Below are 16,345 nucleotides of genomic sequence, written 5' to 3'. Positions count from 1 at the left end.
CGGTACGATCGGCGCATGGTCAGCACCGACAACCCCCTGAACGACCCCGCCGTCGACCCCTTCGATGTGGCCCGGGACGCCGCAGCCGTCATCGCGTCGCGGTCCGGCATCGAGCGTCACGACGTCGCCCTGACGCTCGGCTCCGGCTGGGGGAAGGCCGCCGACCTGCTCGGCGAGACCGTGTCCGAGATCCCCGCTGCGGACGTCCCCGGCTTCAGCGCGTCGGCCGTGCCCGGACACTCCGGCACCGTCCGCTCGATCCGGCTCGCCGATGGTCGCCACGCGCTCGTCATCGGCGCCCGGACGCACTACTACGAGGGCCACGGCGTCCGTCGGGTCGTCCACAGCGTCCGGACCGCCGCCGCGACCGGCGCGTCGGTCATGGTCCTCACGAACGGTGCCGGCGGCATCAAGGAGACCTGGACGCCCGGCACCCCGGTCCTCATCAGCGACCACATCAACCTCACCGCCGACAGCCCGCTCGAGGGCGCCACGTTCATCGACCTGACGGACCTGTACTCGGCCCGTCTCCGTGCGGTCGCGAAGACCGTCGACCCGTCTCTCGACGACGGCGTCTACACGCAGTTCCGCGGGCCGCACTACGAGACCCCGGCCGAGGTCCAGATGGCGAAGGCCATCGGCGGCCACATCGTCGGCATGTCGACCGCGCTCGAGGCCATCGCCGCGCGGCAGGCCGGCATGGAGGTCCTGGGCTTCTCGCTCATCACGAACCTCGCCGCTGGCATCCAGAAGACGCCGCTGTCCCACGCCGAGGTGCTCGAGGCCGGCAAGCAGGCCGAGCCCGTCATCGCCGACCTCCTCGCCCGCGTGGTGGCGGCACTGTGAGCGTCGTCGACACCGCCAGGGTGTGGGCGGCGCAGGACCCGGACGACGAGACCCGAGCCGAACTCCAGCAGCTCATCGACGCCGGGGACACCGACGAACTCGCCGCCCGCTTCGCCGGACGTCTGCAGTTCGGCACCGCCGGGCTCCGCGCCGAGCTCGGGGCGGGCCCCCTGCGGATGAACCGCGTCGTCGTCACGCAGGCAGCGGCCGGGCTCGCGCGGTTCCTCATCGACTCCGGCCGTGACCGCAGCGTCGTCATCGGCTACGACGGCCGCGTCAACTCGGACGTCTTCGCGCGGGACTCCGCCGAGGTCATGCGGGGTCTCGGCCTCGACGTGACGCTGCTGCCCTCGGCCCTGCCGACACCGCTCGTGGCGTTCGCCGTCCGGCACCTCGACGTCGGCGCCGGCGTCATGGTCACGGCCAGCCACAACCCGCCGCGTGACAACGGCTACAAGGTGTACCTCGGCGGGGACGACCAGGGCTCGCAGATCGTGCCGCCGGTCGACGCGGAGATCGCCGCCGCCATCGACGTGGTCGCCGCGGGCGACATCCGCGACCTCGAACGGGCCACGGACTACACCGTGGCGGACGCCTCGCTCGTGCAGGCGTACGTGGACGCGACGGCCGCGACCGTGCCGGCCCCGGGCCTCCCGGTCGACCAGCAGCCGTCCGTCGTCTACACGGCCATGCACGGGGTCGGGTGGGAGACCGCACGCGCCGTCTTCGCGCGCGCCGGCTTCCGCGAACCAGCCGTGGTGCCCGAGCAGATCGAGCCCGACGGCGCCTTCCCGACGGTGTCCTTCCCGAACCCGGAGGAGCCGGGGGCGATGGACCTGTCGATCGCTCGCGGGGTCGAGCTGGGCGCCGACCTCGTCATCGCGAACGACCCGGACGCCGACCGGCTGGCACTCGCGATCCCGGACGGTGCCGGCTCCTACCGTCGACTCTCCGGCAACGAGGTCGGGTGGTTGCTCGGCTGGCGTGCCGCCACACGCGCCGCTGCCGCCGGGACGACCGGTGTGCTCGCCGCGTCGATCGTCAGTTCGCCGGCGCTGTCCCGCGTCGCGGAGCAGCACGGCCTCGGGTACCGCGACACCCTGACCGGGTTCAAGTGGGTCTCCCGCGTGCCGGACCTGCTGTTCGGCTACGAGGAAGCGCTCGGCTACCTCGTCGACCCGCAGGTCATCCGTGACAAGGACGGCATCTCGGCCGCGCTCGAACTGCTGTCCCTCGCGGCTGAACTCGCCGCCGACGGCAAGACCATCGCCGACCAGCTCGACGCGTTCGCCGAGCGGTTCGGGGCGTTCTCGTCCGGGCAGGTCTCGACGCGGGTCGACGACCTGTCGCGGATCGGCGAGATCATGGCGTCGCTGCGTTCGTCGACGCCGACCGAACTGGGTGGGGTCGCGATCACGTCGGTGACGGACTTCCTCGACGGTGTCGAGGGCTTCCCGCCGTCCGACATCCTGCGCTTCGACCTCGAGGGCGGGGCGCGGGTCATCGTCCGCCCGAGCGGCACTGAGCCGAAGGTGAAGGTCTACATCGACACGGTGGCGGCCACCTCCGCCGAGGCTGCTGCGCTGGCCGACCGCCTGGCGACGGCGGTCCGCCCCCTCGTGTCCTAGCGCACGGGCGGCCCGCCACAGCGGAACAGGAACCCGCTCGAACCACTGCATCCGGTGGTTCGAGCGGGTCCTCGTCGTGTCGGTGCGGACGGAAGGAGCCTCGTCCTGCACGACGCGCGGGTTCTGCGCTGGTGTCCAGGTGTCGTTCGTGTCCGACCCACGCCACGGGAGCGCGGCGCGGGGAACGCTACGCGATCTCGAGCAGGACGTGACCGGAGGAGACCGTCTGGCCGACGGGGGCGTTGAGGCCGGTCACGACGCCGTCCTTGTGCGCCTGGACGGGCTGCTCCATCTTCATCGCCTCGAGGACGACGAGCAGGTCGCCCTTCACGACGGTGTCGCCTTCCGCGACCGCGAGCTTCACGACGGTGGCCTGCATCGGGGACGCGACCGACGAACCCGACGCCGCACGACCACCCTTGACGGCGGAGGAGCGGCGCTTCGGGGGAGCCGAGGGCCCGGACGGACGACGGGCACCGCCGGCACCGCCGCCGACGATCGAGGGCATGGTGACCTCGATGCGCTTGCCCTGCACCTCGACCACGACGCTGTCGCGCTCGGCGGGGACGGGCAACGCCTCGGGCTCCCCGCTCCACGCCGGGATGTCGTTCGCGAAGTCGGTCTCGATCCACTGCGTGTACACGGAGAACGGCGTCGTGTCGTCCGTGGCGAAGGCCGGGTCCGCGACGACCGCGCGGTGGAACGGGATGACGGTGGGGAGCCCGGCGACCTCGAACTCGGCGAGGGCGCGGCGGGAGCGCTCGAGCGCCTCGGCACGGGTGGCACCGGTGACGATGAGCTTCGCGAGCATCGAGTCGAACGATCCGGAGACGACGTCGCCCGACACGACGCCCGAGTCGACGCGGACGCCCGGACCGGACGGGGCGTTGAACACGTGCACGGGGCCCGGCGCGGGGAAGAAGTTGCGACCCGGGTCCTCGCCGTTGATGCGGAACTCGAAGGAGTGTCCGCGCGGGGTCGGGTCCTCGTAGTCGAGCACGCCACCTTCGGCGAGCCGGAACTGCTCGCGGACGAGGTCGATGCCGGTCACTTCCTCCGACACGCAGTGCTCGACCTGCAGCCGGGTGTTCACCTCGAGGAAGGACACGGTGCCGTCGGCACCGATGAGGAACTCGCACGTGCCGGCACCGAGGTAGCCGACCTCGCGCAGGATGGCCTTCGACGACTCGTACAGGGCGGTCGTCTGCGCCGCCGTGAGGTACGGGGCCGGGGCTTCCTCGACGAGCTTCTGGTGGCGACGCTGCAGGGAGCAGTCGCGGGTGGAGACGACGACGACGTTGCCGTGCATGTCGGCCAGGCACTGGGTCTCGACGTGCCGCGGCTTGTCGAGGTACTTCTCGACGAAGCACTCGCCACGACCGAAGGCGGCGATGGCCTCCCGCGTGGCGGACTCGAACTGGGACTCGATCTCGTCCCGGGTGCGCGCGACCTTGAGCCCGCGGCCACCGCCACCGAACGCGGCCTTGATCGCGACGGGCAGCCCGACCTCGTCGGCGAAGGCGACGACCTCGGAGACGTCCTGCACGGGCTCGATCGTTCCCGGGGCGAGCGGCGCGCCGACCTTCTCGGCCACGTGCCGGGCGGAGACCTTGTCGCCGAGGCGCTCGATGGACTCCGGCGAGGGGCCGATCCAGGCGAGGCCGGCGTCGATGACCGCGCGGGCGAAGTCCGCGTTCTCGGCGAGGAAGCCGTAGCCCGGGTGCACCGCGTCGGCGCCGGACCGGCGAGCGACCGAGATGATCTTCTCGATCACCAGGTAGGTGTCGGCGCTCGTGGTGCCGTTCAGCGCGTAGGCCTCGTCGGCGAGGCGGGCGTGCAGGGCGTCGCGGTCCTGGTCGGCGTAGACCGCGACCGAGGCCTTGCCCGCGTCACGGGCCGCGCGGATGATGCGGACGGCGATCTCGCCGCGGTTCGCGATGAGGACCTTGCTGATGCGGGGCATGGAACATCAGCGTATTCGTGTGTCGGGGTCGTGTTTTGAGCGGCATCCACAAGAAACACCCCGTGGAGCAGGTGGATGTCTACAGGGCCCAGAGGTCGTGCCAGGCGATCCCGAAGCCCGTGCGCAGCATCGAACGGAGGACCGGGAGCGACAGGCCGACGACGGCGGAGGGGGCTCCGTCGATCCGCGTGATGTACGCCGCGGCGCGACCGTCGATCGTGAACGCGCCGGCGACCTCGAGCGGCTCGCCGGTGGCGACGTACGCGTCGATCTCGGCCGGGGAGACGTCGTCGGCGAACGTGAGGACGGCGCTGTCGACCGCGACCACGCGGTCGCCGTCGGTGACGAGCGCGGACCCGCCCGGCGCGACCGCGCCCAGGGACGCCACCGCGTCGGACCCGGCGGACATGCCGGACCCGGCCACCGGTCGGACGGGAGGCCCGTCACCCGACGTCACCGCGCCTCCCGGCCCCGACACGGTCGGTCCGCCACCGGCGCGTCGGTCGATGACGCAGTGTCCGCTCCACAGCGTGCCGCCGCCGGCCTCGAGCATCTGCCGCCACCGTCGCCGCGCGACCGCCGGGTCGTGCGGCTTGCCGTACAGCTGCCCGTCCACCTCGAACGCGGAGTCGCCGCCGAAGACGAAGCCGTCGAGCGGGCCGGCGGTCGTCACCGCACCGTCGGCGACGGCGGACGCCTTGGCCACGGCGAGCAGGGCGACGAGCTCCGGACCGGTGAGCTCGCGACCGAGGCGGTCCCGCTCGGCGAGCCCGACGGCGTCCTCGTCCACGCCGGGCGAGACGAGCACGGGGTCGATCCCGGCCTGCGCCAGGAGCGCACGGCGGGCGGGGGAGGTGCTCGCGAGGTACAGACGCATGGGAACATCGAACCATGGGTGAATCCGTCGGCACACTGCTCGAACTCGACGTCACCGGGATCGCCCACGGCGGCATCTCGGTGGCACGGCACGAGGGGCGCGTGGTGTTCGTCTCGGACGCGGTCCCGGGGGAGCGGGTCGTCGCCCGGGTGACGGAGGACCGGAAGAAGCCGTTCTGGCGCGCCGACACCGTGCAGGTCCTCGACCCGAGCGAGCACCGGGTCGACCACGTCTGGCCCGAGGCGGCCCTCGAGCGCGACCCCGCGGTGCGCCCGGGCGGCGCGGAGTTCGGGCACATCGCCCTCGCCCACCAGCGCACCTTGAAGCGGGACGTCCTGGTCGACTCGTTCTCCCGGTTCGGCCGTGTCGACCTCGACGAGATGCTCGGCGCACCGGTGCTCGTCGAGTCGGCTCCCGGCGACGACGAGGTGAACGGCCTCGGCTGGCGTACCCGCCTGCGGCTCCACGTCGACGCCGACGGCACCCCCGGCCCCTTCGCCGCCCGCTCGCACACCGTCGTCCCCGTGACCTCGCTGCCGCTGGCCACGGCGGCCGTCCAGGAGTCCGCCCCGATCGCCCGCGGCTCGATGCCCGGCGCGGAGGTCGTCGACGTCCTGAGCCCGAGCGGCTCCGAGGGTGCCCGCCTCGTCATCGACGCGCAGCGTCCCACCGTGGTGCACGAGATCGTCGGCGAGCGGACCTTCGCCGTTGACGACGACGGGTTCTGGCAGGTGCACCGGCAGGCCCCCGCCGTGCTCACCGCCGCCGTGCAGGACCTGCTCGACCGTGAGCGGCTCGACCCGGAGGGGCAGCACCTCGACCTGTACGGCGGGGTCGGCCTCCTCGCCGCCGCCCTCGCCGACGTCGGCGGTCCCCGCGCCCGCGTCACGAGCGTCGAGAGCGCCGCCCGGGCGACGGAGCACGCGCAGGAGAACCTGTCCGAGTGGATCGGCGCCCGCGCCGAGACCGGTCGCGTCGACCGATGGCTCGCCCGGACCGTGGACACCGCCTCCCGTCCGGAACGGGAGCGCTTCCGCGCCGGCACCGTCGTCCTCGACCCGCCCCGCGCCGGTGCCGGCCGTGACGTCGTCGTCTCCGTCGCGGCGCTGCAGCCGGCCCAGGTCGTCTACGTGGCGTGCGACCCGGTCGCGCTGGCCCGCGACGTCGCCACCTTCGCGGACCTCGGCTACCGCCTGGAGGCCCTCCGCGCGTTCGACCTCTTCCCGCACACCCACCACCTGGAGGCCGTGGCGCGTCTGGTGCCGGTCGCCTGACGCGGTCGACGCCGACCGGGTCCGGCACTTCCGTTGCGGGGTACGAAGCTGAGGCTGACCTGGGTATCCTTGGTTGCTGACGGCAACCGGGATCAGGGCCCGGCGCGTCGTCGGAACGAGAGGCAACCGTGGGAGACACCACCAGCACAACGACCGGCACGACAGGGACTGCCGGTCTCGAGACCCGGCCGGTCCGGGTCGCCATCGTCGACGACCACGAGTCGGTCCGACTGGGGATCCAGGCCGCGTGTCAGAACGAGGGGTTCGAGGTGGTCCTCACCGCCGCGAGCGTCCCGGAGTACATCGCGCAGCTCGGTGGGCGTGAGGTCGACGTCGTCGTCCTCGACCTGTCGCTCGGCGACGGTTCGACGGTGACCGAGAACGTCAAGGGCGTGCAGGGGACCGGCTCGGCCGTCCTCGTGCACAGCATCGCCGACCGGGTGGCGAACGTCCGCGAGGCGCTGGCGGCAGGGGCCGCCGGTGTCATCCCGAAGTCCTCCGCCACCAAGACCGTGATGGCCGCCGTCGCGACCGTGGCCCGCGGTGACGTCCTCAACAACCTCGAGTGGGCGAGTGCGATCGACGCCGACCGGGACTTCGCGAAGGCGCAGCTCGGCCGCCGCGAGCGCGAGATCCTGCACCTGTACGCATCGGGTCTGCCGCTCAAGCTGGCGGCCCAGCAGCTCGGGATCGGGTACTCCACGGCCCGCGAGTACCTCGACCGCATCCGCGTGAAGTACGTGGAGGTCGGTCGTCCCGCGCCCACCAAGGTCGACCTCCTGCGCCGCGCGGTGGAGGACGGGATCCTGCCCGGGCTCGACTCCGGCATCGACCCCGACGGCGATGGTCGCTGACGACGTCCGCGGTCGGCGGTCCTCGTGACCACCGACGCCGCGGCGGACGCCGGGCCGGGAGCGGCCCGGCGTCCGCCGCACCCGGGGTCCGGCGCAGCCGTCGGACAACGCGTGCGACCGGGGGACGACCCGGGGACGGGCACGTCGCCCTCGGGCATGACCGACCCGTCGCGGTCGGTGCGCGCGACGATCACGCAGGCCTCGCTGGGCCGGGCGTTCACGATCCTCATGGCGATCGCCGCGATCGGCTTCGGCGCCGTGAACACCCCGTCGTTGTTCCGGCAGCTGCCGTCCCTCGACCCGTTCTGGGCGCCGGCGACGACCATCGTGGTCGGGCTCTCGCTCCTCGTCGTCGGTGCGTCGGCGTTCGCGCAGCGCTGGGCCCAGCCCGCGCAGATCGTCTGTGCGGTGCTGTTCCTCGTCGCGCTCGTCACCTTCCCCCTGACCGTCCGCGAGCCGCTCTCCGCCGCGGACATCCCGTGGCCGTGGTGGCTCTGCAACGTCGGCACCATCGCCGCGTCGCTCAGCTTCGCCACCTGGCGGGCAGCGGTCTACAACGCGCTCGTGCCGATCGTGTACATCCTGCTGCGGCTCTCGCCCGCCGGCGGGGCGGTCGGTCTGCAGCGGGCGTTGCTCGACGGCGTGTACACCGCCGTCCTCGGCATCGCGGCGCTCGTGCTCATCGTGGTGCTCCGCCGTGCGGCCGCAGCGGTGGACGTGGCACAGGCGACCGCGGTGCGGCGCTACTCGCGGGCGATCCGTGAGCACGCGACCGAGGTCGAGCGCGTCCAGGTCGACGCGATCGTGCACGACAGCGTGCTGACGACCCTGCTGTCCGCGGCGCGGGCGGACACCCTCGAGGCGAAGACCCTCGCGGCGCGGATGGCACGCAACGCGATCGACCACCTCGCGGCGGCGGCGGCGGACGGCCCCGGCGAGGACCCGGTCGTGCCGTTCCACGCGCTCCGTGAGCGCATCACCGCCTCGGTCTCAGCGCTCGCCGCCCCCGTCGAGGTGCGCACGGCGCCGACCGACGGCCCGGCCGTCCCGGCCTCCGCCGCCGACGCGCTCGCGTCCGCGGCACTGCAGGCCGCGGTGAACAGCGTCCAGCACGCGGGGAACGACGTGTCGCGGTGGGTGACGATCGACGCCGACGACGCGTCCGTCCGCGTGGAGGTCGCCGACGACGGCGCGGGGTTCGACCGGGACGCCGTGCCAGCGGAGCGACTGGGGGTCCGACGGTCGATCGTCGAGCGCATGGCCGCTGCGGCCGGCGCGGCCGAGGTGCTGACGGCACCGGGCTCCGGCACGCGGGTCGTGCTCCGGTGGCCGGCGCCCCGCACGGAGCCCGCGACGGGAGACGTCGCATGAGGGCCCCCGGGACCCGCGGGAGCGCGACCGGTCTGGCCGCGCTGTTCTCCCTCGTGCACCTGGTGCTCGCCGCGTCCACGCTGCCCGCGGCGCCGGCGGACGCCGCGCGCGTGGTGTCGTGCATGGTCCTCTACGCGGCGGCGACGGCGCTGGCGCTGTTCGTGCGCGGGCCCGCGCTGCCGGTCTGGGTGGCGTGCTTCGCACTCGCCACCGCGTTCGTGATGCCGATCGTCTGCGCGCCGGTCGTCGACCTCAGCGTCGCGCCGACCTACTCCACGTGGTGGATCGCGGCCGTCGGGACGCTCATGGTCGTGCTCGCCGTCCGGCAGCGCGGCCCGTTCGCCTGGGCCGGCGTGCTCTTCTGCACGGTGCACTCCGTCGCCTGGGCCGGGCTCGGGGCGCTCGGCGAGCTCGGCGCGCTCGGCAGCGTCATCTGGCTGTCGGTGGCGACCGGGTTCTCGATCGCGATGAACCACGCGAACCGGATCACCCGTGACTTCGTCCGCGCCGAGCAGGAGACCGTCGACTGGCAGGCGGCCCAGGACGCCCACGTGTCGGAGCGGCAGGTCCGCCTCGGGCAGACCACGCGGATGGCGCTGCCGATGCTGCAGCGCATCATCGACACCTGCGGAGACCTCGACACCGACGAGCGCGCGGAGAGCCTGCACCTCGAGCAGGCGATCCGCGACGAGATCCGTGGCCGGTCGCTGCTGTCGGACGACGTGCGGACCGAGGTGATGCGCCTGCGTCGTCGTGGCGCCGTGGTGCAGCTGCACGACGACGGGGGGCTGGACGACCTCGACGTCCGTGAGCAGCAGCGCGTGCACGGCGAACTCGCCGACGCGCTCCGGCGCGCGTTCGAAGCCCAGGCGGACAGCGTCATCGTCCGCACCGTGCCGGACGGCGCCGACGCGGCCGTCACCGTCGTCGGGCTCCGGCTCGACGCCGCGGAGAGCGAATCGGCGGCCCTCGGCGCGGCCGACGACGACGAGGACGGCGACGAGGACGACTCGGTGGCGCTGTGGCTCGAGATCGCCCGGTCGGCGGAGTCGACCGCACCGGCTGGCCCGCAGCGCTGACGCAGCGCACGCCGGGAAGCTGACACAGCGCACGCCGGGAAGCTGACGCAGCGCACGCCGGGAAGCTGACGCAGCGCACGCCGGGAAACTGACACAGCGCACGCCGGAAACGGGAACGGGCCGGTCGGAGCTACCGACCGGCCCGTTCACGACCCGAGGCAGAGCGACAACCCGAATACCGCCCTGACTCGTCACGGTGGTGGCTTCGTACCCTAGTCGGCCACCGACCGCCGATGCACTTCAACGAAGAACACCGAACACAGACAATGATGCCCGCAGCACCGCGGGGTGTCAGTCATCATTTCGGGGGACAATCCCGCCGATCTGCGGCGATCTGCAGGCGGGACGCCCCCCCGACCGAGGGGAGACGGAACGGTGCGTCGGTCCGGGCCGAGTGGTGCGTCTCAGCGGACCCCGGCGACAGCCTGGACGACAGCTGTCAGTGGAAGATCCTCGGGGTACACGCTGGTCAGCGCAGCGACCGACTCCAGGTGCCCTGGTGCAGCGGTCGACGCATGCCCCGGGCGGAAGCGTCCCAGCCCGACCTCGGCGAGTCCTCCGCACGGGCCCGGCCGGCGGCCGCGGCCTCGTCGGCCTGCCGCTGCAGGACCGCGATGACGGCGGCGAGTTCCTCGGGCGTCGGGTCGCCCCCGACGACGCGGACGTCCGCGACCGACGTGGGTTCGTCGGCCGGGACGGCGGCAGCGTGACGCGGGCTCACAGCGGGATGTTCCCGTGCTTCTTCGGCGGCAGGCTCGCCCGCTTGCCGCGCAGGGCCCGGAGCGCCTTGATGACCGACACACGGGTCGCGTGCGGCTGGATGATGCCGTCGAGCTCACCGCGCTCCGCTGCGAGGTACGGCGACGCGACGTTGTACGTGTACTCGTTCGCGAGCTTGGTGCGGACCGCGGCGACGTCCTCGCCGGCCTCCTCCGCACGCTTGATCTCGCTGCGGTAGAGGATGTTGACCGCGCCCTGGCCGCCCATGACCGCGATCTCGGCGGTCGGCCACGCCAGGTTGATGTCGGCGCCGAGCTGCTTCGAGCCCATGACGATGTACGCGCCGCCGTACGCCTTGCGGGTGATGACGGTCACGAGCGGCACGGTGGCCTCGGCGTACGCGTACAGCAGCTTCGCGCCACGGCGGATGACGCCGGTCCACTCCTGGTCGGTGCCCGGCAGGTACCCGGGGACGTCGACGAGGGTCAGGATCGGGATCCCGAAGGCGTCGCAGAACCGGACGAAGCGCGCGGCCTTCTCACCGGCGTCGATGTTCAGCGTGCCGGCCATCGCCTGCGGCTGGTTCGCGATGATGCCGACGGTACGGCCCTCGACGCGGCCGAAGCCGATCATGATGTTCGGCGCGAAGAGCGGCTGCACCTCGAGGAACTCGCCGTCGTCCACGACGTGCTCGATGATCGTCGTGACGTCGTACGGCTGGTTCGTCGAGTCCGGGATCACGACGTCGAGCTCGCGGTCGGCGTCGGTCGTCTCGAGCTCGGGCGCGACGTCGTAGCTCGGCGGGTCGGACAGGTTGTTGTCCGGCAGGAACCCGATGAGCGAGCGCGCGTAGTCCAGCGCATCGGTCTCGTCCTCGGCAAGGTAGTGCGCGACGCCCGAGACCGCGTTGTGGGTGTGCGCGCCGCCGAGCTCCTCGAAGCCGACGTCCTCGCCGGTGACCGTCTTGATGACGTCCGGACCGGTGACGAACATGTGGCTGGTCTTGTCGACCATGATGACGAAGTCGGTGAGGGCGGGGGAGTACACCGCGCCACCGGCCGCCGGTCCCATCACGATCGAGATCTGCGGGATGACGCCGGAGGCAGCGGTGTTGAGGCGGAAGATCTCACCGTACTTGCCGAGGGCGACCACCCCCTCCTGGATCCGGGCGCCGCCGGAGTCGAGGATGCCGATGATCGGCACACCCGTCTTCAGCGCGTGCTCCATCACCTTGACGATCTTCTCGCCGGCGACCTCGCCGAGGGAGCCGCCGAAGACGGTGAAGTCCTGCGCGTACACCGCGACCTGTCGGCCGTGGATCGTGCCGTGTCCGGTGACGACCGCGTCGCCGTACGGGCGCTTCGACTCCATCCCGAACGCGTGGGTGCGGTGGCGGACGAACTCGTCGAGCTCCACGAAGGAGTTCTCGTCGAGGAGCTGCTCGATGCGCTCCCTGGCGGTCATCTTGCCCTTGGCGTGCTGCTTCGCGATCGCGGCCTCGCCCGCGGCGGTCACGGCCTCGTGGTACCGGTCGCGGAGGTCGGCGAGACGGCCGGCGGTCGTCGAGAGATCGGGGGTGTCTCCTGTGGTCACCCGCTCACCCTACCGGCGGTCCGGAGCGGGCCCGTTGGAGGACCCCCACGGTTCCGGCCCGTAGGTTTGCGTGCATGTCCACACCGGTCGCGCCCTCCTTCCCCCGTGCCCGTGCCGCCGTCGAGGCCACCGGCGCCACCTTCACGGCGACCGCGACCACCGGTTCGACCAACGCGGACCTCCTGGTCGCCGCCCCCGGGCTGCGTTCCGGCAGCGTCGTCGTCACGCTCGACCAGACCGCGGGGCGGGGGCGCCTGGACCGCACCTGGGAGGCCCCGGCGGGACAGACCCTGGCCGCCAGCGTCCTCGTCCGTGCCGACCTCGAGCCGCGTGAGCGCGGGTGGTTGCCCCTCGTCGCCGGCGCCGCGGTCCGGGACGCGGTCGTCAACGCGCTGTCCGGGCACGGGCACGGGCACGGTCACGGTCACGAGGACCCTCGACCGACCGAACGGCGCGTCCTCGTGAAGTGGCCGAACGACGTCCTCGTCGACGGCCGCAAGGTCTCCGGCGTGCTCTGCCAGGTCGCGCGCGACGGCTCGGTCGTGGTCGGCGTCGGGGTGAACCTCACGATCCCCGCGGACGCGCTGCCCACCCCGACCGCGACCTCGCTGCTCGTCGCCGGTGCCACCGAGCCGGCCACGACGCTCGCCGACGCCGTCCTGACGGACCTCTGGACGGGCCTCCAGGAGGCGGTCGCCGGCCTGGCGACGCCGGGCGCGGCCGCCGAGTCGGTCCGTTCCCACGTGCGCGCGGTCTGCGGAACGATCGGCCAGCGGGTGCGGCTCGAGCTGCCGGACGGGTCGATCGTCGAGGCCGACGCCACCGGTGTCGACGACGACGGTCGGATCACGATCCGGGACCGGAGCGGCGTCCCCAGGGGCGTCGCGGTGGGGGACGTCACCCACCTGCGCTATGCATGACGGCATGACCGACGAGCCACCGCCCGAGCTGGTCGTGGCACGGCTCCGGCCGCACGCCCGACGGCTCGTCCGCCCGGCGGTGTTCGTCGTGCTAGTCGCCGCCGCGGGTGGGTTCGGGTTCGGCGTGTTCCGTGCCGAACTGGCCTGGGTCAACGCCGTCGTCGCGGTGGCGGCCGTCGCGCTCGTCGTCCTCGGCGGGGTCGTCCCCCTCCTGCGCTGGCTGTCGCAGCGGTACGTCGTCACCACCCGGCGACTCGTCGTCGTGCACGGCCTCGGGACCCGGACCCGACGCGAGCTCCTGCACTCGCGCGGGTACGACGTGACCGTCCGTCGCCGCGGTGCCCAGGGCCTGTTCCGGTCCGGTGACGTGCTCGTGTTCCCAGGGGACGACCCCGCCCTCGTGCTCAGCGACGTCCCACACGCCGACCTCGTCGTCGCGGTGCTGCACGACCTGGTCGAGGCGCACGAGGCCCGTCGGCGGCACCGCGAACCGGACTGGGACGACATCGTGAGGGGCACTGCCCGGCACGACGGGTAGTCGCGTGCCGGCGACCGCGACGAGGAGCGCGCGGTCCGCCGTCATGTGGATCGGGCCGGGAACCGGTAGCGTCGTCGCGTGCGTATCTCTGTCATCGGCTGCGGCTACCTCGGTGCCGTGCATGCCGCCTCCATGGCCAAGCTCGGACACGACGTCGTCGCCGTCGACGTCGACCCGACCAAGATCGAACGACTCGCTGCCGGCGAGGCACCGTTCTTCGAGCCGGGACTGCCCGAGATCCTCGACGAGGCGCTCGGCTCGGGCCGCATCCGGTTCACCACGGACATGGCCGAGGTCGCCGGCGCCCAGGTGCACTTCCTCGCCGTCGGGACCCCGCAGGGGCCGACCGGCGCCGCCGACCTCCGGTACGTCGACGCGGCGATGGCGTCGCTGACGCCGTACGTCTCGGCCGGCCAGTTCGTCGTCGGCAAGTCCACGGTGCCCGTCGGCACGGCCGCCCGCCTCGGCGCCGACCTGTCCGCCGCCGTGCCGGGCGCGACGCTGGTGTGGAACCCGGAGTTCCTGCGTGAGGGCTTCGCCGTGCAGGACACCATCTCGCCGGACCGCTTCGTGTACGGCGTCCCGGAGGGCGAGGACGGCCAGCGTGCCGTCGCGGCGCTCGACGAGGTCTACGAGACCGCGCTCGCCGAGGGCACCCCGCGCCTGGTCGTCGACCTCGCCACCGCGGAGCTCGTGAAGATCAGCGCGAACGCGTTCCTCGCCACGAAGATCTCCTTCATCAACGCGATGGCCGAGATCGCCGAGGTCGTCGGTGCGGACGTCACCGCGCTCGCCGACGCCATCGGGCACGACGCCCGCATCGGCCGGAAGTTCCTCAACGCCGGCCTCGGCTTCGGGGGCGGCTGCCTGCCGAAGGACATCCGCGCGTTCCAGGCCCGGGCCGACGAGCTCGGGGTCGGCGAGTCGCTGGCGTTCCTGGCCGACGTCGACGCGACGAACCTCCGCCGTCGCGCGCACGTCGTCGAGCTGGCCCAGGAGATGCTCGGTGGTGCCGTCGCGGGCAAGCGGGTCGCCGTCCTCGGTCTCGCGTTCAAGCCCAACTCCGACGACGTCCGGGACTCGCCGGCACTCGACATCGCCGCACGGCTGCTCGGCCTGGGTGCGACGGTCGCCGCCTTCGACCCGGAGGCCGTGGTCACCGCTCGACGCGTGCACCCGGAGCTCGACTACGCCGAGACCGCGACCGACGCCCTGACGGGCGCCGACCTGGTGCTCGTGCTCACCGAGTGGAACGAGTTCCGGGAGCTCGACCCCGCCGCGGTCGCGTCGCTCGTGGCGTCGCCGGTCGTCATCGACGGCCGGAACTGCCTGGACCGCGAGGCCTGGCGCGCCGCCGGCTTCACCTACCGTGGCATGGGTCGCTGACCGATGGTGCTGCGTGTCGGGGTCATCGGTGGCGGCCAACTGGCCCGGATGATGGTGCCCGCAGCCGTGGAACTCGGCCTCGACATCCGTGTCCTCGCCGAGGGGCCCGGCATGTCCGCGGCGATCGCGGCGACGGCCGAGGGTGACTACCACGACGCCGAGACCGTCCTGGCGTTCGCGCGGGACGTCGACGTCGTGACGTTCGACCACGAGCACGTGCCGCAGGACGTCCTCGCCGTGCTGCGCGACGCGGGTGTGGCGGTGCACCCCGGCCCGGAACCCCTCGCAGTCGCGCAGGACAAGATCACGATGCGCCGCCGCCTCACCGAGCTGGGCCTCCCGGTCCCGGACTGGGCCGCGGTGCACGACGCCGAGGAGCTGCGCGCGTTCCTCGCCGAGCACGGCGGTCGTGTGGTCGTGAAGACGCCCCGTGGCGGCTACGACGGCAAGGGCGTCCGCGTCGTCACCGACCCGGCCGACGTCGAGGACTGGTTCATCGCGGCGGCGGAGGTCGGCGGCGAGCAGGCGCTCCTGGCGGAGGAACTCGTCCCCTTCACCCGCGAACTGGCGCAGTCGGTCGCCCGGCGGCCGTCGGGGGAGATCGTGGCCTGGCCGCTCGTCGAGACGACGCAGCGCGACGGGGTCTGCGCCGAGGTGATCGCCCCCGCGCCGTCCAGCGCCGGACGCGTCGCCGACGCGGCCGAGGCGATCGCGGTGCGCGTCGCCGAGGAACTCGGTGTCACCGGGGTCCTCGCCGTCGAGCTCTTCCAGACCGACGACGAGCGCATCCTCGTCAACGAACTGGCGATGCGACCGCACAACACCGGCCACTGGTCGATCGACGGCGCCACCACGAGCCAGTTCGAGCAGCACCTCCGTGCCGTGCTCGACCTGCCGCTCGGCGCGACGGGCGCGAAGGCGGCCGTCGCGGTCATGGTGAACGTGCTCGGCGGCCCGGCGGACGGCGACCTCGCGGCACGCTACCCCGCGGCGCTCGCTGCCTTCCCCGAGGCGAAGTACCACTTCTACGGCAAGTCCCCGCGCCCCGGTCGCAAGATCGGCCACGTCACCGTGACGGGTGACGACGTCGACGACGTCGTGTACCGCGCGCGAGCGGCGGCAGCGCACTTCGACGACTGAGCCGGCAGCCGGCCGGAGGGGCTGACCGGAGATCGGGAGACCCGGTGGCCCGACGGCGACGGGTGCCACCACGACGGGTGGCACCCGGACTGGCGGGTGGCCGTGGGGCAGGTCACGTGGTGGCATGGGAGGGCCGACAACGCCGATCCCCAGGGG

14 protein-coding genes are annotated in these 16,345 nt (G+C 72.9%); 10 read left to right on the top strand and 4 right to left on the bottom strand.

The genetic code is table 11. The features are described from left to right. Positions 1-15 precede the first annotated feature (15 nt). Positions 16-846 (top strand): purine-nucleoside phosphorylase, encoded by an 831-nt coding sequence (locus DEJ18_RS09830; protein WP_111210977.1) that lies wholly within the window; start codon positions 16-18, stop codon positions 844-846. Then, positions 843-2,474: a phospho-sugar mutase gene (locus DEJ18_RS09825; protein WP_111210978.1), complete on the top strand. Its 1,632-nt coding sequence runs from the start codon at positions 843-845 to the stop codon at positions 2,472-2,474. The genes DEJ18_RS09830 and DEJ18_RS09825 overlap by 4 nt, the downstream gene beginning before the upstream one ends. 187 nt (positions 2,475-2,661) lie before the next feature. On the opposite strand, the gene DEJ18_RS09820 is transcribed toward DEJ18_RS09825, so the two are convergent. Together DEJ18_RS09820 and DEJ18_RS09815 are read right to left on the bottom strand one after the other, a co-directional pair. Continuing rightward, positions 2,662-4,437 carry an acetyl/propionyl/methylcrotonyl-CoA carboxylase subunit alpha gene (locus DEJ18_RS09820; protein WP_111210979.1) on the bottom strand — a complete coding sequence of 592 codons (1,776 nt, stop codon included), beginning with the start codon at positions 4,435-4,437 and terminating at the stop codon, positions 2,662-2,664. A 79-nt stretch (positions 4,438-4,516) separates the two neighbouring features. Next, complete coding sequence (locus DEJ18_RS09815) at positions 4,517-5,314, bottom strand: Maf family protein (protein ID WP_111210980.1); 798 nt, start codon at positions 5,312-5,314, stop codon at positions 4,517-4,519. A 14-nt stretch (positions 5,315-5,328) separates the two neighbouring features. On the opposite strand from DEJ18_RS09815, the gene DEJ18_RS09810 reads away from it, so the two are divergent. From DEJ18_RS09810 to DEJ18_RS09795, 4 genes are all read left to right on the top strand, one after another. Next, the gene (locus tag DEJ18_RS09810; protein WP_111210981.1) at positions 5,329-6,588 is read left to right on the top strand and encodes a class I SAM-dependent RNA methyltransferase; all 1,260 of its coding nucleotides are present in this window, start codon (positions 5,329-5,331) and stop codon (positions 6,586-6,588) included. Between the two features lie 128 nt (positions 6,589-6,716). Continuing rightward, entirely contained in the window at positions 6,717-7,442 is a 726-nt protein-coding gene (locus DEJ18_RS09805) for a response regulator transcription factor (protein WP_375334645.1), read from the top strand. 24 nt (positions 7,443-7,466) lie between these two features. Continuing rightward, complete coding sequence (locus DEJ18_RS09800; RefSeq protein WP_111210982.1) at positions 7,467-8,813, top strand: sensor histidine kinase; 1,347 nt, start codon at positions 7,467-7,469, stop codon at positions 8,811-8,813. Then, on the top strand, positions 8,810-9,892 hold the full coding sequence (locus DEJ18_RS09795; RefSeq protein WP_111211048.1) for a DUF8320 family protein: 1,083 nt from the start codon (positions 8,810-8,812) through the stop codon (positions 9,890-9,892). The genes DEJ18_RS09800 and DEJ18_RS09795 overlap by 4 nt, the downstream gene beginning before the upstream one ends. Positions 9,893-10,361: 469 nt before the next feature. On the opposite strand, the gene DEJ18_RS09790 is transcribed toward DEJ18_RS09795, so the two are convergent. Together DEJ18_RS09790 and DEJ18_RS09785 are read right to left on the bottom strand one after the other, a co-directional pair. After that, complete coding sequence (locus DEJ18_RS09790; protein WP_111080526.1) at positions 10,362-10,613, bottom strand: acyl-CoA carboxylase subunit epsilon; 252 nt, start codon at positions 10,611-10,613, stop codon at positions 10,362-10,364. Further along, a complete protein-coding gene (locus tag DEJ18_RS09785) occupies positions 10,610-12,205 on the bottom strand; it encodes an acyl-CoA carboxylase subunit beta (RefSeq protein ID WP_111080525.1) in 1,596 nt (531 codons plus the stop codon). The genes DEJ18_RS09790 and DEJ18_RS09785 overlap by 4 nt, the downstream gene beginning before the upstream one ends. A 74-nt stretch (positions 12,206-12,279) precedes the next feature. Here DEJ18_RS09785 and DEJ18_RS09780 point away from each other — a divergent pair, with 74 nt between their 5' ends. The 4 genes from DEJ18_RS09780 (at position 12,280) to DEJ18_RS09765 (ending at position 16,189) form a co-directional block, all read left to right on the top strand. After that, a complete protein-coding gene (locus DEJ18_RS09780; RefSeq protein WP_111210983.1) occupies positions 12,280-13,125 on the top strand; it encodes a biotin--[acetyl-CoA-carboxylase] ligase in 846 nt (281 codons plus the stop codon). Between the two features lie 4 nt (positions 13,126-13,129). Next, positions 13,130-13,663, top strand: coding sequence for a PH domain-containing protein (locus DEJ18_RS09775; protein ID WP_181434234.1), 534 nt, complete (start codon positions 13,130-13,132; stop codon positions 13,661-13,663). Positions 13,664-13,741: 78 nt separating this feature from the next. Next, positions 13,742-15,049 carry a UDP-glucose dehydrogenase family protein gene (locus tag DEJ18_RS09770; protein WP_111210985.1) on the top strand — a complete coding sequence of 436 codons (1,308 nt, stop codon included), beginning with the start codon at positions 13,742-13,744 and terminating at the stop codon, positions 15,047-15,049. A gap of 3 nt (positions 15,050-15,052) precedes the next feature. Next, a complete protein-coding gene (locus DEJ18_RS09765) occupies positions 15,053-16,189 on the top strand; it encodes a 5-(carboxyamino)imidazole ribonucleotide synthase (RefSeq protein ID WP_111210986.1) in 1,137 nt (378 codons plus the stop codon). The last annotated feature ends 156 nt before the right edge of the window (positions 16,190-16,345 follow it).

Origin of the sequence: Curtobacterium sp. MCSS17_015 (assembly GCF_003234265.2) — a bacterium.
GTDB lineage: Bacteria > Actinomycetota > Actinomycetes > Actinomycetales > Microbacteriaceae > Curtobacterium.
This window is presented reverse-complemented; position numbering and strand designations above follow the sequence as displayed.